Annotated in this window: 24 protein-coding genes; 6 read left to right on the forward strand and 18 right to left on the reverse strand. The window is 50.5% G+C overall.

Translation table 11 applies throughout. The annotated features are described in order from the left end of the window. The first annotated feature begins 87 nt into the window (after nucleotides 1–87). A complete protein-coding gene (locus V5J35_RS02995) occupies nucleotides 88–963 on the forward strand; it encodes a GIY-YIG nuclease family protein (RefSeq protein ID WP_354009836.1) in 876 nt (291 codons plus the stop codon). Nucleotides 964–973: 10 nt separating this feature from the next. Here the strand turns inward: V5J35_RS02995 and V5J35_RS03000 are convergent, their stop codons facing one another. From V5J35_RS03000 to V5J35_RS03070, 15 genes are all read right to left on the reverse strand, one after another. Further along, the gene (locus tag V5J35_RS03000) at nucleotides 974–1,207 is read right to left on the reverse strand and encodes a hypothetical protein (RefSeq protein WP_354009837.1); all 234 of its coding nucleotides are present in this window, start codon (nucleotides 1,205–1,207) and stop codon (nucleotides 974–976) included. A gap of 94 nt (nucleotides 1,208–1,301) precedes the next feature. Further along, nucleotides 1,302–1,511: a transcription antiterminator/RNA stability regulator CspE gene (gene cspE, locus V5J35_RS03005; RefSeq protein WP_354009838.1), complete on the reverse strand. Its 210-nt coding sequence runs from the start codon at nucleotides 1,509–1,511 to the stop codon at nucleotides 1,302–1,304. A gap of 250 nt (nucleotides 1,512–1,761) precedes the next feature. Continuing rightward, on the reverse strand, nucleotides 1,762–3,609 hold the full coding sequence (locus tag V5J35_RS03010) for a hypothetical protein (protein ID WP_354009839.1): 1,848 nt from the start codon (nucleotides 3,607–3,609) through the stop codon (nucleotides 1,762–1,764). After that, nucleotides 3,610–4,725 (reverse strand): LamG domain-containing protein, encoded by a 1,116-nt coding sequence (locus V5J35_RS03015; protein WP_354009840.1) that lies wholly within the window; start codon nucleotides 4,723–4,725, stop codon nucleotides 3,610–3,612. Beyond that, a complete protein-coding gene (locus V5J35_RS03020) occupies nucleotides 4,725–8,270 on the reverse strand; it encodes a hypothetical protein (RefSeq protein WP_354009841.1) in 3,546 nt (1,181 codons plus the stop codon). Before V5J35_RS03020 ends, V5J35_RS03015 begins: the two co-directional genes overlap by 1 nt. Before the next feature lie 27 nt (nucleotides 8,271–8,297). Next, complete coding sequence (locus V5J35_RS03025) at nucleotides 8,298–8,690, reverse strand: hypothetical protein (RefSeq protein ID WP_354009842.1); 393 nt, start codon at nucleotides 8,688–8,690, stop codon at nucleotides 8,298–8,300. Further along, a complete protein-coding gene (locus V5J35_RS03030; RefSeq protein ID WP_354009843.1) occupies nucleotides 8,690–11,635 on the reverse strand; it encodes a tape measure protein in 2,946 nt (981 codons plus the stop codon). Before V5J35_RS03030 ends, V5J35_RS03025 begins: the two co-directional genes overlap by 1 nt. A gap of 259 nt (nucleotides 11,636–11,894) precedes the next feature. After that, complete coding sequence (locus tag V5J35_RS03035; protein WP_354009845.1) at nucleotides 11,895–12,638, reverse strand: phage tail tube protein; 744 nt, start codon at nucleotides 12,636–12,638, stop codon at nucleotides 11,895–11,897. A 19-nt stretch (nucleotides 12,639–12,657) separates the two neighbouring features. After that, the gene (locus V5J35_RS03040) at nucleotides 12,658–13,068 is read right to left on the reverse strand and encodes a hypothetical protein (RefSeq protein WP_354009846.1); all 411 of its coding nucleotides are present in this window, start codon (nucleotides 13,066–13,068) and stop codon (nucleotides 12,658–12,660) included. Continuing rightward, complete coding sequence (locus V5J35_RS03045) at nucleotides 13,046–13,627, reverse strand: hypothetical protein (RefSeq protein WP_354009847.1); 582 nt, start codon at nucleotides 13,625–13,627, stop codon at nucleotides 13,046–13,048. Before V5J35_RS03045 ends, V5J35_RS03040 begins: the two co-directional genes overlap by 23 nt. Continuing rightward, nucleotides 13,611–13,907, reverse strand: coding sequence for a hypothetical protein (locus V5J35_RS03050; protein ID WP_354009848.1), 297 nt, complete (start codon nucleotides 13,905–13,907; stop codon nucleotides 13,611–13,613). Before V5J35_RS03050 ends, V5J35_RS03045 begins: the two co-directional genes overlap by 17 nt. Next, nucleotides 13,892–14,887 carry a major capsid protein gene (locus tag V5J35_RS03055; RefSeq protein ID WP_354009849.1) on the reverse strand — a complete coding sequence of 332 codons (996 nt, stop codon included), beginning with the start codon at nucleotides 14,885–14,887 and terminating at the stop codon, nucleotides 13,892–13,894. Before V5J35_RS03055 ends, V5J35_RS03050 begins: the two co-directional genes overlap by 16 nt. Next, nucleotides 14,884–15,264, reverse strand: a complete 381-nt coding sequence (locus tag V5J35_RS03060) for a head decoration protein (protein ID WP_354009850.1) — start codon at nucleotides 15,262–15,264, stop codon at nucleotides 14,884–14,886. The genes V5J35_RS03055 and V5J35_RS03060 overlap by 4 nt, the downstream gene beginning before the upstream one ends. Nucleotides 15,265–15,301: 37 nt before the next feature. Beyond that, nucleotides 15,302–16,282 (reverse strand): head maturation protease, ClpP-related, encoded by a 981-nt coding sequence (locus tag V5J35_RS03065; RefSeq protein WP_354009851.1) that lies wholly within the window; start codon nucleotides 16,280–16,282, stop codon nucleotides 15,302–15,304. Continuing rightward, entirely contained in the window at nucleotides 16,260–17,753 is a 1,494-nt protein-coding gene (locus V5J35_RS03070; RefSeq protein WP_354009852.1) for a phage portal protein, read from the reverse strand. Before V5J35_RS03070 ends, V5J35_RS03065 begins: the two co-directional genes overlap by 23 nt. A 59-nt stretch (nucleotides 17,754–17,812) precedes the next feature. Here V5J35_RS03070 and V5J35_RS03075 point away from each other — a divergent pair, with 59 nt between their 5' ends. From V5J35_RS03075 to V5J35_RS03090, 4 genes are read left to right on the forward strand one after another with little or no spacing between them, the layout of a single operon-like run. Next, nucleotides 17,813–18,091: a BrnT family toxin gene (locus tag V5J35_RS03075; RefSeq protein ID WP_354009853.1), complete on the forward strand. Its 279-nt coding sequence runs from the start codon at nucleotides 17,813–17,815 to the stop codon at nucleotides 18,089–18,091. Then, entirely contained in the window at nucleotides 18,069–18,320 is a 252-nt protein-coding gene (locus tag V5J35_RS03080; RefSeq protein ID WP_354009854.1) for a BrnA antitoxin family protein, read from the forward strand. Before V5J35_RS03075 ends, V5J35_RS03080 begins: the two co-directional genes overlap by 23 nt. A gap of 60 nt (nucleotides 18,321–18,380) precedes the next feature. Then, entirely contained in the window at nucleotides 18,381–18,644 is a 264-nt protein-coding gene (locus tag V5J35_RS03085) for a hypothetical protein (protein WP_354009855.1), read from the forward strand. After that, nucleotides 18,644–18,847, forward strand: a complete 204-nt coding sequence (locus tag V5J35_RS03090) for a DUF2905 domain-containing protein (protein WP_354009856.1) — start codon at nucleotides 18,644–18,646, stop codon at nucleotides 18,845–18,847. The genes V5J35_RS03085 and V5J35_RS03090 overlap by 1 nt, the downstream gene beginning before the upstream one ends. A gap of 1 nt (nucleotide 18,848) precedes the next feature. Here the strand turns inward: V5J35_RS03090 and V5J35_RS03095 are convergent, their stop codons facing one another. From V5J35_RS03095 to V5J35_RS03105, 3 genes are read right to left on the reverse strand one after another with little or no spacing between them, the layout of a single operon-like run. After that, entirely contained in the window at nucleotides 18,849–19,049 is a 201-nt protein-coding gene (locus V5J35_RS03095; RefSeq protein ID WP_354009857.1) for a phage head-tail joining protein, read from the reverse strand. Between the two features lie 4 nt (nucleotides 19,050–19,053). Further along, the gene (locus V5J35_RS03100; protein WP_354009858.1) at nucleotides 19,054–20,901 is read right to left on the reverse strand and encodes a phage terminase large subunit family protein; all 1,848 of its coding nucleotides are present in this window, start codon (nucleotides 20,899–20,901) and stop codon (nucleotides 19,054–19,056) included. Then, a complete protein-coding gene (locus V5J35_RS03105; protein WP_354009859.1) occupies nucleotides 20,898–21,389 on the reverse strand; it encodes a hypothetical protein in 492 nt (163 codons plus the stop codon). The genes V5J35_RS03100 and V5J35_RS03105 overlap by 4 nt, the downstream gene beginning before the upstream one ends. A 163-nt stretch (nucleotides 21,390–21,552) precedes the next feature. Here V5J35_RS03105 and V5J35_RS03110 point away from each other — a divergent pair, with 163 nt between their 5' ends. Continuing rightward, a complete protein-coding gene (locus tag V5J35_RS03110) occupies nucleotides 21,553–21,726 on the forward strand; it encodes a DUF6900 domain-containing protein (RefSeq protein WP_354009860.1) in 174 nt (57 codons plus the stop codon). Nucleotides 21,727–21,732: the final 6 nt, after the last annotated feature.

A 21,732-nucleotide genomic window follows, 5' to 3' on the forward strand; every position in this document is an offset into this window, starting at 1 on the left:
TCATACCCATTTTTAGGCTTCCATAATTCATTCAGCATGATAGCGTCTTTTGATGACTGGATTTTTATGAATCAGGAATGATTACCCATGCAACCAGCTACCATAAAGCTTTTCCTCATTAATGGCAGTCCAACCGGACTACGCACCGCTGAAATTTCCAACTGGACCGGCAAAGCCATTGCTGGCCCTCGCAGTGATTTGGATGATTATCTTAAACGCCCTGAGCTGGCGACACCGGGTGTTTACTTTCTTTCAGGTGTTGATGCCGACTCCGGAGAGCCGATTCTCTATATCGGAGAAGCAGAAAATGTTGCCAAACGCCTGAAGCAACATGCAAAAACGGAACAAAAGGATTACTGGGTTCATACCTCCGCTTTCGTCAGTAAAGACGACAATCTGACCAAAGCCCATATAAAGTACATTGAAGGCAAACTGATTCAGCAAGCTCACGCCAGCAAGCGTGTCATCGTCATGAACAGTGCTTCCAGTGGTTCCTCTCTGCCAGAAGCAGACAGAGCCGAGATGGATGTATTTATCGAACGAATGATCCAGTTGCTGCCTGTACTGGGGATTCACCATTTTTCAAAACCTGCGATTACAAACCCATCAGTCAAAAAGACCGTTCAACCTGACAGCCCGGATACCGAAAGAACCATTTTATATTGCAAGGTAAAAGGCTTGATCGCTTCTGGCACACGCTCTGAAGATGGCTTTACGGTGTTTAAAGACTCTCAAGCCGTTGAGGACATCGTGAAATCTTGCCCTGCCGGAACGGTTAAACTGAGAAAGGCTCTGGTTGAAAAAGGAATAATCTCCCTCCAGGACGGTTCTTATATCTTTACAGAAGATTATGAATTCAGCAGCCCATCTGCCGCCGGGGCGTTTATTTCAGGTAGGAGTACTAACGGTCTGACAGCATGGGTTACTGAGGATAATCGCCCTTTGAAAGACCTGAAGAGTTAATTTATCTTTTCTAAACCTCCGCCTCATACTGCGCCAACTCCGGCGCAGCCCCCTTCACTTCACCGTCCTGCACAAACGCCTTCTGCCCTGCCCCTACAGTTTCCCCTCTCACCACCACGACAGTTCCATCTCGAAGGGTAGCAGTGCTTGTCCCGTTACCGTTATTAGCTGTGACCGTGACGACAGTTCTGCCTCCCTCCGGAATCAGGGATTTAAACTGTTGCCAGATGTTGGTTGTAGCCATGCGCTTCCCTTTCTACAAACCACAAAAAAAGGCAACACCCGGAGGTATTGCCTTTCTGATTCTCAACCCGAAGGTTGAGAGTAGACCTGTAAAATTACAGTACTACGATATCTTCTGCCTGAGGACCTTTCTGGCCCTGAGTCACTCTGAATTCAACACGCTGGCCCTCAGCCAGAGATCTGAAACCGTCGCTCTTAATTTGACGGAAGTGAGCAAACACGTCTGGTCCGCCATTTTCCTGAGCGATGAAGCCAAAACCTTTCTCGTCGTTGAACCACTTAACAGTACCGGTAGTAATAGACATAATCGTTTCCTAATTTGTATCTTAAAATTGCCTTGCCCTGTTTTATAAACAGGGAGTGCGGTAACGCTAGAAGTTTTGCTATTTTTTATGGAAAACGGGATGAGCTACTACACTCGGAACGTTTAAATCTATACATAAAGAATGAAACACACTTTTAACTTGCCGCTATCTTACAGCACCAACTTATTGCGGGTATGAGTATTTCATATCTATTTTCGGTCCTCAACCGTTGTACGCAATGTATGCCCGCTTAATAATGCCTCTCTAACTCAACGGTTTGGTTCACCCTCGCTTTGCCTGTTCTGATACTGGTAGCCAGGCACAGTCCCCGCCAGTCGCTTGCAGCATCCTGAATTTCTACCAACTGACCAGGTTCTATTAAGCCTGGTGAAGTACCCACACTGGTCAGTGGAATCTCCAAGATAGTGATGCTCTGATCACCTCCCCTGGCCAGCTCATTGCGGCCTCGCTCAGTGTTCACCTGGGTTTCCGTCAGCCAATCTTCCAGGATGTCCGGTGCGGGTTCATTACCTGCAGTGCCTTGCCGCTTCACGTTGACGGTGACTCCGGCATGGGTACCTGAAACATAAACAGCATTGTACTGTGGCTCTGGTCGCCAGCTGGCGCTAAGGCTGATAACCAGGCTTGCCGGGATGATCTTGTCCATGGTGGCCTCGCTCCACTTCCAGGGGCTGACTGGGTAGCGGGGCTGAATGTTGAGAGTGTCGCTGTCTCTGGCAGGGATAATTACGGCTCCTGCAGTGCCGGTCAGCTTGGCGATGACCTTCATCGGGGTTTCGTTCTGGTAGCTGAATGAGCCACCGGGAATGATCCAGTCTGGTGTACTGTAATCATTCAGGCTTGGGTACTCTGCCGTGAAGCCGGTATTGGCGAGTTCTTCGCTGATGGCCTGCTTTGCATTGATGTTGCTGGTGCTGCTTTTGCTTCTTTGTGGCGCATAAGGGGCTGCCAATAGCTGAGTGCGGCTGGTGCCATAAAGGGTGTATCGTTCCTGCCCGAATTGTCGACGGCTGGTATAGCGCTCTACCATGAAGACCCACTTCCAGCCGTTGATATCGACCTCAATCTGCTTAGCACCTTCCTGGTCAGGCTCTACCATCGCAAGACTGGAGGCTCCCCAAAGCTCACCACTCAGCTCCCAGCTGAAGCTGTCGATGTCGAGGTTAATCTCCAGCTCTTTCAGCTCTATGGGCGTCCTGTCGGGCAGGGTGACAATGCTGACGGTATTCATAAGCAGGTAGCTCTCCCTGATATCTGGCTGTTCAGGTTCCGGTTTGGTGGGTTCTTCAGGCTGGTTTTCTCCGCCATATTTGCTGGTGTAGCGGTTGTCTTGCTGCCTGCGGCCTTCTCCCCAGGGGATAATGACTGGCTCATCCTGGGTTCGGTTACTGCTATACGTCTGGTGTCTGGTTGAGTCCTTCGGCTGTATAGCCCGGTTCGCTCTCCGGCTTCCCAGTTTGAAATAAACGTCAGGGGATACTGCCGGAGTGTAACGCTGCCCTTGAAAGGCAAAACCCAGAAGGTTTGCTGATGGAATGGTATAGCCACTGACGGTTTGTTCAATAACCGGGCTGTACTCATCGACCCAGTCAAACCGTTCAGTCTGGTGTCTGTCCGTGGCGATAGCGTCGTTCCATGGATGGGTTGTCTGCTCATCCTTTGGTATTGCGGAACCGTCCCACAGGCTTGCCTGTTGTGCCTCCTGTGCCGGAAGTTGATGCCAGTGCTGGATGGTATGGTTTGATTTGCTACTGCTATCAGCATGGCGACTTTGTACCCGTATCTGCACATCAGGCACCTTGCCCCAGAACAGTCCGGTTCCTCTGGCTTCCAGAGGTAATGCCTGGTGACTAATTTGTTCACTGTGAGCATTAATCGTCAGACTACTGCCATAAAGGGCATGATGTACCTGTTGCCGGGATTGCCCGGTTTGCCACTGGCTCTGGTAAGTACTGGTGACGGAGGGAGGTGTTTGAAAAGAAACCGCCTGTTCCGGATAAAAGCTGAAGTCTGTCGATGGCTGGTAAGGCTCTGCCTTGAACTGGAAATCATGACCGTTGCCCGGTAAGTAAGCCACTTAGCTCTCCGGTACAAGCTCTGGTATAACGGGCGCATGAGCCAGGGGACGATTGAAAGGCTTCACCTTAAATTGTGCCGTTCCTATTCCCTGCTGTTCATCGGATTCTGTCCACCACTGTGGTTCGTCGCTGTCACTCGTTCCGGATACCGTACATTCATAAACGTACCCGGTAAAAGTCGTCGGTCTGATAATATCGCCTGTCTGATAAAGCGTATCGGGTTGCCATGCGCTTCCCCAGTCATCCAGTGCCACGACCAGAACCTCTTTGTCATAGGACTCCCAGATCAGCTGGTAGTTGCCTGCACTGTCACTTCGGGTTCTGGCCAGCAGCTTGCCGGTATCCCAGGTACAGGCGATAACGTCTTTTTCTACAGGTTGGTCAGCTTCACGAATAGTTCCGGACACCTGATATTGTTTAATGATGGTTGTGTTGGTGCCTGCTGTATAAAGCGCCATGACTTGCTCTGCGGTCAGCTGGTAATCAAACACCATGAGATCAGCAGCATCGCCTTCAAAGTTACTTCCTCCGGGTTCTGTGCCTCCGATCATTAACGGACAGAATTCACCGCCATCAGCGTCAGATGCGTAAGCCAGGGATTCTTTCAGCTCCCCATTAATATAAAAGTGAACGGTTTTATTGGCTGTATCCCTGACTGCCACATAGAAGTATTCGGTGTTCAGTTGAAAATCAAAACTGACGCCAGTTAAGGCAATGTTTGAACCAGTACTGTATTCATGGAACCACCGAAACTTGCCATCACGAATTCCAAAGCCCCATAAAAAATTTTCACTTCTGCCTTCCCCGCTGGTACTGCAGTGAAAAAGGTATTTTGATCCCGACATTGAGCCAGTGGGTTTAATCAGCCCTGCTACCGTAATGTCACCGACAATCTGAAGTGCCGAGTGAACATCCGTTGTTGCCAGAGAAGTATTGCCATTGAAGTGAACACCAGAGGTGCCGGGAAATAACGAGAGCGACTCCTGTAACTGCACATCGGTCATACTGGCATCATAAAAACGTGCGCTGTCTTTTAAAGTACTGCCTTCGGTTTCATTCAATCGATACCATGCCAGGGGTTTGAGGCTGTTAACCAAATCGGTGAAGTCACTCATTAATCAGCATCTCCCCGAATCTGCAATGTGAACTTATCGTCTGTCTCCGTCCCTTGCCCGGATAGCACTGTCCGGCATATCCAGACCGGAGCCAGACAGCCATCGGTGTTAAAGCGCACAGCATTCCCTGCTGCCCATCCTGTTCCCCAGCCTTCAGCGAGAATGGTGAAATACGGTGTACTGGTTTCCGGGTTAATCGGGGCTGTGCTGGAGCCCACGTCGCCGGTTGCAATAATACCGAGCTTTTCTTCCACTACCTGAAAAGCGGTTCCTGACGTGAAGATAACCGCCCACTTGCCGAAGATGGCACCTTTGTTTGCCACCTGTATCGGGTAATTGATGGTGTTGTACTGGGCAGTGGTGCCATCTCCTTTGGGATCATCTGTCCAGTTAGGGTTGCTGTTGCTCCATACCTTCTGGGTAAAAAAGTGATGCACTCTGGCCTGTAAGTCGCCATACACCACGGCACTGCTGACGGTGGTTTCTCCCGCAGGCAAGTCCCACGGCACAGGAGCGATAATGGACAGTTCCCCGTTAATCTGGGCATCACTGACCACGCTCATGTGTTCGACCCGATCCACTACAGTAAACGGAGCAGCTAGATTATTACCCTCGGTGTCCTGAAGCTGTAACGGGTCTGCAAAGGCCAGGGTTCCCGCTTGTTTGTCCACGGTGTACTGAGCCGGATCAAGGGCGACACCACCGCTGTCCTGAACCGTGATCTCTGCTTGATGATCTCTGGCCAGCACAAGATTCTGGCCTGCTGTCGGGGTTCCTGCAGTGGTTTCATTCTTATGACTGATAACTACAATATCGCCAGGTCGAAAAATCGGAACTTTGCCATCGGACGGCAGCCGAACCGGGTCAAGCCCGATCAGGTCTGCATCCATCGGAAGGCTGGTTTCGATAATACAGTTATACCGAATACTCTGTGGGATAACGGGAATTGGGTCACTTCCATCAGTGAACGATAGTTCACACCAGCCTGTTGTCGTATCAAAACTCCCCTGAACTTCACTGGTATTTATCTCACCATTAAAGTCTGCTGTTGCGGTGATAATATCGGCGTTATCTACTCGGACGGCGGTTAGTTGCAGGCTACCTGCCCTAATCGGTGAACCGGGGGTTCGGAATGCCATGGCATTCACTGAGAATCCTGCCGACAGGGTTGCTGCTGCTTTGATGTTTGCTGCTGATAGTGTACCAGCTGGGTAGACTGCCAGGGTTGCGACTCCGCCACTGTAGTCCACTGTACCTACACTGACTCCGGCGTTGGTTTCGGTGCTGATGTTTTTATAAAGGATACCGTCCCGGTCAAAGTAAGTGTCACCATTCCATTCAAAAATGACGCTGCCGGGCAGCAGGTAATCTTCAATCAACGGTAACAGGTCGATGGTCAGTTCCGGTGTGCTCAGGGTTTCGGTATTCGGCAGGTGACTTAAACTATTGTTTTGGGCTTTGCTGGTGACGGTGTTGCCGGTGAATTGCTCAGTTTTGATTGTGGTTGCAGATTCAACTTCCATGATCCAGTTAGTCCACTTCCAATGAGTCCTGATCGAATAGTTTCTATACGAATAATTATCCAATGCCTTCAGCGTAAAGCTGCCCGTTTGATAATCAATGGTGCCGGTTCCGTTTAACCACCCCCCCTGAGCACTGTCCTTGAAAGATTTTGTCCGGTTATATGTTGACGTATAACTCTGCCATGCAGATGCTCTCCTTGAACCATTATGGACATTCTGATCCCTCTCTACTTCAAACTGAATCTCTACCGAGCCCGGTAACAGTGGCGCTCCCGCAATGATTCCGGTCATAAGCCCTGCGCCGTCTACGTCGACATCCACAACGCCACCAGCGACCTCACCTTGCTGATAACTAATTTCTATTTCAGTGCCGGAGTCTGGCAGGGCATTAAGGACAAAACCCAGCTCACCTGCCGCATAATAAACCGATCCAGAACCATCGCCGCTTAATAAGCCATTGCCCTGATCGGTCAGCGTTTTTAAAACGTCACTGGACAGATATTTAATCGTAACAGAGCCGGGCTTGATGCCGGGTTTTTCTGTGGTGTGCCTGTACCCGATATCATCGACCGGCACCGTTCCGGTTCGAACCGTGATCTCTTCATCGGCCTGAGTGATGTAGCTGTAAACAATCCGGCTGTCCGGGTCAGGCAGCCCATCAAAGGTTACTGCCAAACTGCCAGTACCATAATCCACATTACCTTTACCCGAACCTTGTAGCTGCCCGTTGCCCGGATCGCTCACGTCCTGCCATTTGCCCAGCGCTATGTAGCTGATAACCAGCGTTCCCGGTTTTGGCTTGGCTTCGGCAAAGTTGAATGTGTAATTGAAGCCACGGTTCTGAACAGTCACCTCAAGGGTGCCACTGATGGCAGCGCCGACAATGCCTGTTCCTGGTCGATAGCTGGCTGAGGCTGTGCTGGCGTAATAGCTGCTGTTTCGTATGGCGGTTATTGCGCCGCTTTCATAGTCGATAGTCAAGCTTTTAAAGTGATTACTGCCACTGACGTAACTTAGTTGACCCGTCTGGTCGTCCCTGAAATTTCCGCCATCAAGGGTCAGGCTAACCGTTCCGGGTAAAGCCCCGGTTTGCAGAAATGCCCTGCTTTCATTGCCACTGATATGGATAAATTTCAAACTAAGCTGCCGGTCAATACCCGATGTCGCCACGATGCGTTTGGCGGTATAGCCACCGTACTGATCCACTAACGGGCTTTCTATTCTTGCGCTCGGAACCAGTGGGGCATAAACACTCTTGACCTTTACACTCAAGTCACCCACGGCAATATTGTCACTCGTCGACTGAATACCATAATAACGAGAGGTATCAGCGACCTCGGTTTTATTGATCAGGCTCTTATCACCTTCTCCCGCTGGCATTACTGTTCCACCAGGATTTGGTAAACCACCGGGAAAGTTATAGAGCAGGGCATCGCCTATTTCTATATCTAACCGTCTGCGCTCGAAATCGATATAGTTACCAGCTGAAACCTGAAAAGTGAAGGTTTCAATTTTATGATCAACTTTGGTCAATCGGACGTATTGCTCTTTGTCATTATTAGGGTCATAGAATCGGTATACTTCACCAATTTCCGGGAGTTGCTGTTCTTCACGTTGAATAGCGACAAAACTTCTCTGCCCTTCTTGCTGATTGCCTAATAGGTCAAAATTAGCTTTTGTGCCGGGTATTACATAACCCTCAACTCGATTCCGGGCATTCTTTCGCTCGTCGGTCTGGTCATCGGTATTGAATAAAAGAACGCTGACGTTTTCATCCTTCGGAGGCTCGGTCAGAATCAGATGGCTGCCAAGGTACGCATCATTGTTATCGGTGCTTATGCCCACATAGGCTTTACGCAGGGCGACATCGCCAATGGTGCGGTCTATCCTGGAGATGTCCTGGAACAGGTTGTTGACATTGCCATCAATGACTTCAGTCCCGGTTGCCCGTCCACCGCCGTCTTCCTCGTCACTGAGGCGCTGGCTTTCAAACAGTTTCACATCATCATTATTAATGCTCATCCATAGCTCCTGAAAAAGCTCCTGAGATTAATCTGTCGCTTCCACGGTTAGAAAGCGGAGTGTAAGGCTGTACTGGTAACTGTCATCCGGGTAGGCATAGGGGAGTATCTGCTGCGCTTCGATGGGGGAATTATTGCTGCGGTCAAAAATAACGGAGAACTGCCGGTTATCGGCCAGGGTCAGGTTCATTATTTTATTGGGTGTAATGGCGAGTTGTAGCAGGGCTTCGACGGTTGAACGGTTTACCCAACCCGATTCCTCACTGCCTGATAATTGAATAGGTCGACCATGCTGAACACTTTGCTCCTGAACCAGGAAGGCACCGGACAGGCTGCGCTCTGTGGTTTGCTCGACAGGACTCCAACTGTATTCATTGATCCACAAAAGGTCATCGGGCAGTTCTATAGTATCCAGGGTCATTAGATGGACCTCATTCCTGCATTCTTTAACGCTTCTAACAGTTTGGCTTCATCGCTGCGGTTGATGCCGACTTTGACGTTCCCTCCCGGATACTCCAAACGGATCACTTTTTCACTGCTGCGCCACTCTCGCTTGGGAGGCGGTGGGGGAGGTAGTTTCTTAAACTCACGCTGTCGTTCTTCCAGCTTGTCCTGCTGAATTTGTCTTTGTCGCTCACCATAGATTTGACTGTTCAGGCTAAGGGCTTGATTAATATTGCTAACTGATTCCGAATTGCCGTCCTGTTGGGCTTCTTGCAACTGCTTTCGAAGATCACGGTTTCGGCTCTCGTACCGTCGCCGCTCTATGGATTCCTGTTTGCCCTGAAGCTGATCCAGTTCATCCTGCATACTTTCCAGGGTACTGCGGGTGCTGTCGCCTAACTGCTCCATACTGCTTTCAGCCTGGTCGATAGCGTCGGTCAGACGATCAAGATCCTGATGATTTAGCAGGTCAAGAGAATTGGCTGCCTCTTGTCCGGCATAGGCAAGGCCTTGAGCAGTCAGGATGCCATCTTCATAGCCGCTCAAAAGTGACTCCAGCGTCACTTTCTGCTGTAAAAACTGGGCTTTAACATAAGCGGCATTGGCTGCGGTATCTTTCAGCCAGCTCCCGATACCCGTTGGATCAAACCCTGCGGTTACACTGGCAAGCCGTCCTGCTTCTTCTTTGGCTTCTTTGAGTTGATGCTTTAACTGACCTAATTTATCAAAGGTGTCAGTGGTATCAATGTCTGTAGCACCCTGCATGGCAAGAAAGGCATCTTCAGCCTGTGCGCTCAGGGCGTATAATTCTGCAGTGGTCTGGTTAAATATTCCGGCTAATCCTGAGGCGAAGGACTGTAGTTTTTCGTCATTGTCGCCAATGCCATCATTTAGGTCGCCTATTTCACCGCCGAGCAGTTCCGCTTCTTTTCTGATCTCCTGAAGCTTTTTCTTAACCCGCTCTAATGCTTCAGTGTATTGCTCCTGCGTGAGGGTGCCACTACTGTAAGCCTCTGCTAGTGCTACCCCCAGGTCGACCAGTTCCGTCCGGGTTTCAGCTGCGTCTATTTGTTTCAGGGCATCGGCTGCGTCAGCAAAGGCTGACTCTGCGGTTTGAGCAACCTGCTCAACGGCAGGTTCGACTTTTTTATAATTATCCAGCAGTTGGTCAATGGTCTTTTTGTTGTGCTGCCGGATTTTCTGCTGGGACTGTTCATTAGTTCGGGCATAGCTGTCGTCTATATTAGCAAGAGCTTCATTAACGTCAGCAGCGTCCTGTTTGACCTTCGCAGCAAACTCATTGCTCATGGCATCCAGTGTGGCAGTGATGGCTGCAGTTTTGGCTGCCATTTCATCGGCATTGACCGCCTTGAACAGGCTGGATAGTCCATTGGTGATGCTGGCAAAGGTCGCTGATACCAAGGCACCGAAGCCGTTGACCCCAACCATAAAGCCATTAAAGAACAGTTTGACGGTATTGCCGGTTATCTCAAAAGCTGACCGAGCGTTAGTCAATGCGTTGCTGACTGAACTGAAACCGTCTTTTATCCCAGAAACAAACCCTTCAATAGTCACGCCAGAAAGCGAAGCCTTGATACTTTCCGCCATGCTGATAAAGCCGTCGCTGATGGATTTAGCCACAGCATCGAACTTGCCGTTGTCCGTCATTTCCTGAATGGTGACGGACAAGCTTTTTAACTGCCCCTTGATGTAATCCAGCCAGCCCGACTTGGCAATATTGGCTTTAAACTTTAGCCATTCATCGGACATATTCGCCATCAAGCCCGATAGCAGTCCCATATTAGCGGCTGCTGCGCCTTCGCTGGACTTGCCGATCTCTTCTATTAACTGCCTGATGGTATCCCGACCCAGCTTCCCCGCCGAGGATAGCTTTTGCAGCTCCTGAGTATTTTTGCCGGTGACCTTTTCCAGCAGACTCCAGACAGGAACGCCCCGTTCAACCAGCTGTAAAATTTCCTCCCCCTGCAGCTTCTGCTTTGCCCAGGCCTGCCCCAGTGCCAGCGTCATACCGTTAAGGCGTTCCATTCCTCCGCCTAGCTTGGAGGTCTGGTCGACAATGGCCTGCAAGGTGCCATCCATCGGATCGAGGCCGAAGTTCTTCAGGGCAGTAAAGGAGTCAGCGACCTGCTGGAGTTCTAAAGGGGTTTTACTGGTAAAGTCTTTTATCCATTCAACCGCCTGGTTGCCTTCTTCAATGCTCCCCATAATGGCGGTCAGTTGAACTTCCAATCGTTCGAACTGATCTCCGGCACTCAGAACGCCCTGCATCGCTCGCTTAATGGCATACAAGCCTGCGCCTGCGGATACCAGCGCTGTAAAGCGTCCCGCTAAACCGTTAATACCTTTGGAGGCAATACCTGCGTCTTTGGCCACCTTTTTGAATGGGGTCTTGCGAAGGGTTCTGTTGGCCTGTTTAGATTTTTCAGAGAGCTTTTGATAAGCCGCTGACGTTTGTTTCAGCTCTCTTTGAATTTTGTTCTGTTGTTCTGCAACTTTCCGGTTAGACAACCCAGCCTTTTCCAGAGAGCGCCGCAGCTCGGCTAATTTTCCCCGCTGTTGCTGATATGCCCGGTTTGCCGCAATGACTGACTTCCGGGCATTGTCCAGTGACCGCTTCATCGCCTTGGTGGGCTTGTCGATCTTTTGATATTCCCGAGCTAACTGTTCAACTTTTTGCTCAGCCGTTTTATAAGCCTGCCCCGCCTCACGTACCGCTTTTTTCTGCTTTTGAAAAGACGACAAAAGCCCGTCTTGCTGTTCAAGGGTGCTGAGTTGCTGCTTCAGCTCCCGGGTTTTACGGCGTAACCCTTCCAGCGATTTAGCGGACTGCTGAACCGGGCGAGAGAGGGTATCTCTCGCCTTTAGCACCAGTCGTAAGGCGGATTCTTTAATGGATGCCATAATTGGTTTTTAACCATTGGGGTGAGGTTTATGCTGACGCCGGAGGTAATGAATTATTTAGTTGAATATCTGTCAGTATTCACTGAGGAAAACCAGCTGCTTCTGCAAACTTTTTTGATTTTGATCTATAACAACAATGAATTCGGTGCCTGGGTTTACGATATCTATTGCCATTGTGATCTGAAACTTGCCACCGAATTTGTTATTTCTGTTATTGAGAAATACTTACAACAGCATGGCTTTACTCAGCCCCCATGATTCACATTGCCAGATCAATCTGCATAAAAGGACTTAACCCGTTGCCACTGACGGAGGTATCTGCCAGCACATCCAGCTGTAAAGTGATGTTGGCAAAATCATCAGAGATAAAGCCGAGGTTCTGTGCCGGAGAGAACTTCACCCGATGTACCCGGATATTAAATGGCAAGCCTTCCTGCGCATCGTTCAGCCCTTCCATAAACAGGGTAAATTCACGTCCGCTTTCCACTAACGCCTGCACCATATTGGCGGCCAGAGGCGTGTAACTGACCTTTACCCCTTTGTTATCAATGCCGCTATTCACCAGCACCTTGATGCCGGACTTCACCAGTTCGTAATCAACACCAGCCACCAACTCTGTGTCGGTGCTGTCTTTTACGGTGACCGGCTGGCTGACATCAGGCAGGTGATTGAAAGGAATCAGTTCACTCTCTACACCGTGACTCGGTAACAGCTCATCCGTTACTGGTATGGTCGATGCTGCGGTGACGCTACCCCGCAATGCCAGCGAGATATTGTCCGCTGTGAAGTCACTGGCGACCAGGCTGGCGGTAATGCCTGATACCCGGCTTAATACATTGCGATTACCTCCACCGCCCAGATAGTTTTTCAGCTCTTTGCGATCTTCTTCAAAACTGAAGGAGAACTCACTGACGTTGCCAATGGGCAGCAATGCCCCGGACTGGTCGTAGGGTTGGATGTGGATGCTGCCTGCGCCAAGAAAGCTGCGATCAATAGTGGACATACCTGTCTCCTGATTTTTGTTAAAAGATGGCTTCAATGGTCAGGGTCATATCTGCAAATGACAGATGACCCTGGCCGGGAGCTATATCGAACTGGGTTTCAGAGAAGGTTAGCTGCCGTACCTGCTCACAAAGTGGTTGCGGGTTATTCAGGGATTCCCGAACGGATCGCACCAGGTTCAGCAATTCATAGGTGGTGTTTTCATCCGTTGGCACCACAGCACTGAGAATAAACTGCATCTGGTATTTGGCCCGGGTGCCGTTGCGGGTTTGTTCGGTGATGGATTCCAGCTGGACTAATAAGGAAGGCAGAGTTAAATCCTGTTCCACGCCTGTAGCGGAATAGCCCAGCAACACCTGTGCAGTGGTGCTTTTCAGACGATCCACTAATGCATTAACAATTTGGTGCTCAGGGCTCAATGTTGAAGACATAGTTCAGCTCTTGTTGCAGCAAAGTGGAGAATCGTTCCAAAAGAACCGGCTCCAGCTTCTTTAAAGCTCTGCTGGCACTGTCGTAAAGTGGGGAACCCTGCTTCTTCAGTGGTAATCCCATCCACATCATGCGGCCTGACCGCCGGGAACGCTGGTACTTATGAGCCCAGTTCGCTGTGCGCTTAAACACCATGGGGTGAGTAGCGTTGGCCGGCTGCATTACAAAAGCGCCCGGCCAGATGTGCTTGCCGGTTCGAACACCGGTTTTTGTTTGTATCGGTTTGCCCAGATAGTGCGCCGGGATATCCTGAGTACCGACCCAGACCACCAGTTGGTAGCCATTGTGGTGATATAAATTCACCCGAACTCGCCCCAGCTCTTTTAATAGCTTTTGGGTGATACCTTGTTGCCTGGCCACTTCCCGCAAGGTTCTGCGTTCTGCAAAGCGCGACAATTTACGCAGGGCTCTGTGGATGGCTTTGGTGACTTTCTTCGGTGAGTCTTTGAAATCACGAATCAGACCATCAATATCACCCTGCACATCAAGGTCGAGTCTCATGGATGCTCCAGTAAGCCAGATGTCCGTCGTCTTTTAATTTCCGGTCAACCGTCCACTGCTGACTGGCTGAGGTGATTTTAATGCCACGCTTTATCGCGAGTTGACTGTCCAGACTCATCACTGTCACCTCCTGCAACACACCATCATTAAGGCCGGTAGGGATAAGCTCCCGGGAAATAATGCCGGTACTATCCAGAGAGCCAGTATCAGAAATAATCGTGACAGGCTGACCAAAGGTGGCCAGCACTTGTCGGTGCAAGTCGCTTAACTCATCTTGCATTTGATCACCGCCCTGGGTTTCAGGCAGATAGGCAGGGGGTTGGACTGGGTGTGAACGATGACGCCTTTGTCAAAGTCCATGACCTTTTGCTTGGCGTAACGGGGCAAGCCAATGGTGTTGACGGTTTCAATGAAGTCCGCCGGTGCATACCAGGTTCGAAAGATACCGGTGTCTTCAGGGATCACATAAGCTTCATCGGGCTTGATGAAAGGAATATCGCCCACCTGCCCCCGATACTCTTCCCAGTCAATATCACCGAAACGGAAGCCGGACTTGGGATCGTTGCGCAGCAGAGCGCTGTCCTGGTAGCGGTGGTACGAGTCTTTTACATAGTCATGGGCCACCAGAGCATCATAAAAGTCAGCGCCGCAGAACGCTCTTAAACCTGAATAGGGTTGAGCCCCTAAAGCATCGTCCACTTTTCGCCTGAGTTTCACGCACTGGATACGAATATCCGTTGCAGCGTCACTGAATTTATAGGTGTGGGTTTGCTGAGTGACACCAAACTCATGGAACAGGTCGTAAATAACCGAGCTGCCATCGGCGTCCAGAATCTGCCCCTTTAAAGCCCCCAGCCGTAAATGCTCCAGGGTCACTTCATGATTGGCGTTCATATCCGACAGCCGTTGGTTCACTACCGCCCGTACGCCTTCCAGAGCACTCTCAGAACCAAAGGCCCGAACGTTTCTGACTTCATCAGCGACAATGGTGGAGTCGTAAGGGATATGGGGAATCACAAAACTGCGAACCTGTCGTTTACGCCCTTTGGCCTGAGCCGCTGGTGCACCCCGTTCGGAGGTGGGCAGTAACATCAGCTCACCGTTTCTGGATTCCACGACTGCCGTTGTGGTGTTAATGCCGCTTTCGGTAAATAACCCCAACTGACCAATGCGCCCCGGCTTATAGGGCATATCGTTCAAGGTGGCGGTCAGACTGGTCAGGCTGAACGCATCGTTATTAAAAATATCCAGTAAGCTCATGCCTGCTCTCCCTGTCTGAGGATGATATCCAGTGACGCCAGCTCGCCTGCTGCTGACGCTTTTTGCTCATCGGTAATGCCTTCAGGCCAGATCAGTAAGTCCTGATGCACCTCTGCCAGCCGGGCAATAATAACGGCTTCGCCACCCGTAGCATCGGTGGTGACATGATCCCAAAGCACACCGGCGGCCATTTGCAGGCCATTATCTGCTGCCGGATCAAGGGCGGCATAAACGTCCGTGGCTGTCTCTTTTCCCAGAACGGTTCCGGGCAAAAGGGTCAGATCCGGTGCCAGCTCAATCAGCTCACGGCTGATGCTGTTGTTTCCTTCGGACACGATAAATTCTCCGGCGTGAACCGGCTCTGTCATAACGGGCATGGTTAATTTCCTTTTTATGGACTGGGTTTGGAAAGGCTTAAGCAGGTTGCTGATTGCGTTTGTGGTAAACAGCCTGAGTATCCACCAGAGGCTTGATAGTTTGTTCCTGCTGGTTCGGGGTCAGGCTGTTATCAATGCCGTGATCTTCCTGAGTCAGCAGGTCAAACAGTTCGGTTCGAACCTGTTCTTTGGATTTTCCGGACTGGATATAGTCAGCCGCCCGGTCCTGACAATGAGCAGCCGTACAGAGTGACTTGATGGCTTCACACTCAGCCAGCCTTGCCTGAATGTCTTCAATACCCAGCTGCTGACGCATAAACTGCTCGGCCATTTCCGGATAACCCGCCTGATTGCAAAGCGTCATCACCGACAGGGCATGAGTACCAACATCTTCTTCAGGCTCGTTGGCTGTTTGCTCAGGAGGGCGCATAAAGCTGGACAGGTCAAAGCTGGCTGCCATTTTCACCGGCTTATCAATAACATCAATCAATCCCTGCGCTTCAGCTTCTTCTGCTGTAAACCAGGTCTCATCGTCCATCCATTGTTTAATAATGCCCTGTTCCTGCTGGCACTGATTGCTATACGTCATAGCGATCACGTCGGTGGTTTTATCCAGCATGTCTGCCATTTTTCGCAGTTCTTCGGCATCGCCTCCGACCCAGCTAAACGGATTATGAATCATCAACAGCGCATTCTCAGCCATATGGATGGTGTCGCCCGCCATGGCAATCACACTGGCAATACTGGCCGCTAACCCTTCAATTTGCACATGGATGTGTGCCTGGTGATGACGCAGCGAGTTGTAAATGGCGATGCCATCAAACACAGAACCACCCGGGCTGTTAATGCGCACATTGATCTCGCTGGCATCGATTTCTTTCAACGAGTTCACCAGCTGTCGGGCAGACAGACCTGCCCAATCGCCAATCACATCGTAAATCAGCAATTCAGCGGGCTGCCCTGACTGGTTTTTCAGGGTGTACCAGGCCCTGTTTTTATCGAGTGGTTTCGTATTCATCAGTGGGTTTATCCTCTTCCCTGGGTTCCTGTTGTTTTTGATCAGCTCTTGCATCACTGTCGTATTGCAACTCAAGCTCATCCGCCCGGCGATTGTCGGCAGCAATTTCATCATCAATTTGTTCGCTGTCATAACCCTGCTCGGACACCACTTCCGAGCGGGATTTAAAGCCACTACGTACTGCAAGATTCTGGGACTGCACATCCTGTACTGGGTGGATATAGGCCCAGCCGTGGGGAATCCATTTCACCCGTTTATAAGCGGCTTTGTTGGTATGAAAATCCGGAGCGGAAATAGCGCCACTCAATACCGCCCTGTCTAACCAACGGTTCCATACCGGACGACACAGCTGAAACACCACCTGGTTATGTTGGATCTGCTGAATCCGTCGTCTGAACTCATTCAGAACCACCCGCAAGGCCCTGTCACTGACGCCTTTCATATCACCGGACAGGATTTCATAGGGCAGACCAATACCCGCCGATACCGCCATCAACTGCTGACGTATAAAGTCCGGATAATTGCTGGCCGCCCCCGGTGGAGTATTGAAGGTAATCTCTTCCCCAGGTGACAACTCCTGCATGGTACCCGGCTCCATCGCCACCATGGGAACGCCCTGCAAATCGTAAACAATAGGGCGGCCAGTGAGTGGATCAACCTTCTCCGTTTCCGGCGACGGTTTGGTGATAAAGCCGGTGAACAGGTTGGCGATTTCCTGTCGCAGCAAGGTGGCATCATCAAACTTGTCCAGGTGAAACATGCGCAACAACACTTGAGTCAGAAGTGGCTGTCCGCGAAGCTGCCCGGGCCGTAAAGGCTCATAAAGATGCAGCACCTGTTCGGCAGGTACCCGATGCAGATCAGCCGTGTCCAGAGTGGTGTAGTCAGTGGGATGACTCTTGTGCATCCAGTACGCCACCCGCTGGCCAATACCATTAAACTCGATACCGGCCCGAACCTTGTGACCACTTTTTAAATCGTCGTTGTAATCCCAGGGGACAAACTCAGCTTCCAGTAGTTGCAACTGCAAAGGCACACTCAACCCGTCCTTTAACTGGCGGGGTCGCAATCGAACAAAGCACTCACCAGCTTCCAGCATGGATCGAACCGCCAGGGACTGCTGACCATAAAAGTCCAGCTGGCCGTCGGCATCAGACTCATCGGTCCAGTCCAGAAACAACGCTTGCAGCTGCTTACGAAATTCGTCGTCCGTTGCTTCCGACTTGGGCTTGATACCGGTTCCGACGATATTGGAAACCAGTTTTTCCAAACCGGAAGCTGCCCAGGGGTCATTGCGAATGGCTGCCCGTGAGCGGTTAATCAGGGTGCCGAGATTGCCCGTTAAGGTGTTATTGGGGCCTGATGACGAAGCTGCCCAGCTTTGACTCCGTCGCCCGTGACCTGCGGAGATGTAAGCCAGATTTTTCAACCCTGGCAGTAACCAGCCTGCAAGTCTTTCTTTGAGTCCCATTTAGTGGTTCCTGTCGGCTGTGCTATTGTGTATGTACAAATGTAAATATCGAGCCAAGCATGCATTTTGAATGGGATGAAGCTAAAAACCGGGCCAATATCCGTAAACATGGAATCGATTTTCAGGATGCTGTCGATATTTTCAATCATCCTCTGCTCTGCAAAGTGGATGATCGCGCAGATTACGGGGAAGAACGCTGGGTGGCTATTGGCCGTATCCAATACCTGACCGGCGTTGTGGTATACACAGAAAAAGTGGGCGACATCATACGAATTATCTCCGCCCGAAAAGCCACCAAACGGGAGATTCAACGTTATGAAGAAAACATCAGCTACTGACTGGAAACGTCTGGAAACCATGTCTGATGATGAGATCGACACCTCAGATATCCCTGAGCTGGATGACGATTTTTTTGATCAGGCCGAGTTGCACGTACCCGTTAAAAAACCTGTGACCATCCGTCTGGACTCCGATGTACTTGAGTGGTTTAAAGCACAGGGACAAGGTTACCAGACACGTATTAACAGCCTGCTTAGAAAATACATGGAAGCCCAGCAATCCCGTTAAATACCTTGACCGGTTAAACTCCGAATTGCCGGGGGCGTATATGTTGCATGAGGCGCACTCATGGCCCCCTTTAATCATCAGTGCCAGACTGACTTTATGAATGATATTGATGACAACAGCCTTTGGTTTCGACTCCGGGTCTGGAGCAGTTTGTGGTGTATCAGGCTCCCCATACTGACCTTTATTGGACTCGCTTATTGGTTGTATGCAGAAACGACTCTCTGGCAAGACCCTGCCATCGCTTTTGGAATGTGCTTATTTAGCGCAGTGCTGGTGATGAGTCTGTGTCTTTCTGCCGGAATTGCACTTGATGACCATGATTAATGCCTAAAGTACTCATTGTTATTGGACTGCTATGCCTGACTATTGGTCTATTGATGCACTTCGCTCCGGGCCTGCTGAAATGGTTTGGTCACCTGCCCGGTGATATCCGTATCGAAACTGAGAACACTCGAATTTATATCCCCATTACCTCAATGATTCTGGTTAGCCTGGCACTGACCATCATTACTAACCTGTGGCGATGACCTAAATCCCCTTAGTGGAGTACACGCCGTATTGCCGGGGCCGTTTCTGCTGTTTAATCAGCTCCCGTTCAATCGCCTGTAGTCGCCGTTCCATCTCTGAAAAACTGGCGTATTCCACTTTACGTCCTTCAAATTCCACTGTGCGAGTTTCCCTGAGCAGCACCGCTCGTTTAAGCGCCTGATACTCGGAATCGGTGATCATGAGGTTATCCTTTGAGGTAACGACTACGGGAAGTTCTTCTTGCTCTGGGTTGAACCACTTCTTCAGATTCCTGCTGTTCGATAAAAACGTCCGGCTCCGGTCGTTGCTCAGCCAGTTGTTCCAGATCCAGCCCACGGTGCTGTTGCAGAATGCGCACAGCTGTTAGCGCATAGACACGACAATCCAATGCTTCATTCCGCTTCTTGCGGGCATCCCATTCAAAATAGGCAACACCGTGTTTGTATTTGCGGATCTTCTCTTCAGCGGTGGCCTGTTTGAAGTAGTCTTCATCAAAACAGTCTTTGACTGGCCAGTGACAATAGCCAGCCCCCGGTTCAAGGATTCGATAGCGTTGGTAGACCAACTCTTTGGCAGTGTCTGTACCTACCAGTGTCAGGTAGACGCCTTTCTTATTTCGGGTTTTGGGAAAAGTGGCGATAGGTTTACCCGACTGCGATGCCCCTTTAATAGGGATCAGCCAGTCTGCACCCTGTTTACGGGAAAAGGCATAGACTTCATCGGTAAAGTGGCCACCAGAATCCATGCAGATCTGGGCAAGATTCATTAGCACGCCATCCTGTCTCCGATAGGCTTTGCGAAGCTTATCGGCCAGTATTTTCCAGATATCCGGGCGGGATAAATCACCATATAGCCGGATATAATCAACCGACCAGCTCTCTTCCCCTGCTCCCCAGCCCACCACTTCGTATTCAACCCGGTCATCCTGCACATCGACGCCACAGGTCAGTACCTCCACCGACCAGGGTACTTCGGCTGAGTAATGTTCACGACGCTGGTAAAGCAGTTCGTGGTCGACGGTCTCCCCGGCTTCCTGCCAGGTTTGTCCCAATACCGTATTGGTCCAGTCCTTTAACAACACTGGATCAGACTTTGCGGCCAGAAAATCAGCGACCGCATCCTTCCAGCTATACCAGCCATTTGGACTGTATAGAGAGTTCAAGTGATAGCCCCGGAATTTACCATCAGCCTCTTCATTCAGCGGTACCCACTTTCCGTTCTCAAGCAGCTTGGGTTTATCATGCTCCTGCATTCGGTGTTGGCACTCTATGCATTCAAAACACGCGGTTTCAGGATCATGATTGTCAAAGCGAATCTGCTGCCACTCAATGGGTTGCAGATGATTACAGCGAATACAAGGCACATGGTACTGACGCTGGTCACTGGCCTGATAGGCTGACTCGATTTTACTGGCTCCGGCAATGTTGGGCGTAGACACCATCAAAATTTTACGGTTACGGGAAAACGTCGCCGTTCGTTTGATGGCCAGATTAATCGGACTGCCTTCACCGTCCACATCATCGTCGTAAGCATCTACCTCATCCAGAAACAGAAACCGGGCAGGCATGGAACGCAGGCCAGTGGCAGAGTTTGCCCCGGTAATAATCAGTACACCGTTGGGAAACTCCTTAACCATCTGGGTATTGCCGGAATCCCTGGAGCGAGGGTCTTTCACCTTGTCACGCAAGATAGGCATTTCCTCGATCATGGGCGCAATGCGCTGCTTTGAGGTTCTCTTGGCCATATCCAGCGTTGGCAGTACATACATCATCGGGCCGGGTGTATGATGAATCACATAACCGAGCCAGTTATTACCGCATTCGGTCCCGCCCACCTGAGCCCCTTTCATAAAAGCAATGCGCTCTACCGATGAAGCAGGAGACAGGCAGTCCATGATTTCTTTCAGATACGGCGTTCGGGTGGTTCGCCACCGGCCTGCTTCTTTGGCAGATTTCATGGGCAGAATACGATGCTCATCAGCCCACTCAGACACCGTCATTCGGGTATCCGGCTTTAACCCGGTAAAAAATCCGTCGAAATAAGGTGACATCATTGATTGCTTAACTCGTTCAGAAGGGCTTCAAGCTCAACAATCAATAGCTGCCTGATTTCAGCTGGATCATTTTCCGCTGCCAGAATATCCGACAGTCGGTCCGGTAGGCCAAGTAAGGCATCTCGAACAATTCTGGCCGCCCTGAACGCATCGGCCTTGACTTTAGAAGCATCGGTCAGTTTGCCCGCCTTCTCCTCATACTCCATTCTGGCCATTTTGGCTCTGAACGCTTCCCGCATGGTGCGGGCAGTGACGAAGTCCACCGCCTGTCGTGAATCTGTGGGAGCAGAGGGAAGAACCGCTTCGCTCCGGGGTCTTGTTCGCAGTTCTGTAGAAGGCTCCGACTGAGCCTTTATGGCCGCCAGCGCCCGCTCTGAATCAATCTTGCCATTGATCAGGGTGATCTTGCCGGATCTGACCAGTTTCCCTACATATTGACGGCTCCAACCTTGACGTTTGGCGAACTCTGACTGTGACAGTAACGCCATAGACCGCTATTGCTCCCTATAGAACCGTATTGCTCCCTCTCGCTCCACATAGTCCCGCATCCTTCCGCCAACATATTGATTATTAAGCTAATTTTCTTGATAACTATGAGCTATAGAGCCTTACTGTACATAACAAAAACAAATCAACCGGAAGGACAACCCCATGAACAAGCACATCGAAAAAGCTCTGGAAGCCATCGCCCGTGAACATCTGCTGCTGGATAACCTGAAACCCCAAAACAGCAGTGAGGACTTCCAGGAACAAAGCGTCTGGGGCATTAAAAAAGCTCTGGAAGCCGCCTATCAACAGGGATTTAAAGACGGAAAACAGCAATAACTACCA

Origin of the sequence: Endozoicomonas sp. NE40 (assembly GCF_040549045.1) — a bacterium.
GTDB lineage: Bacteria > Pseudomonadota > Gammaproteobacteria > Pseudomonadales > Endozoicomonadaceae > Endozoicomonas_A > Endozoicomonas_A lisbonensis.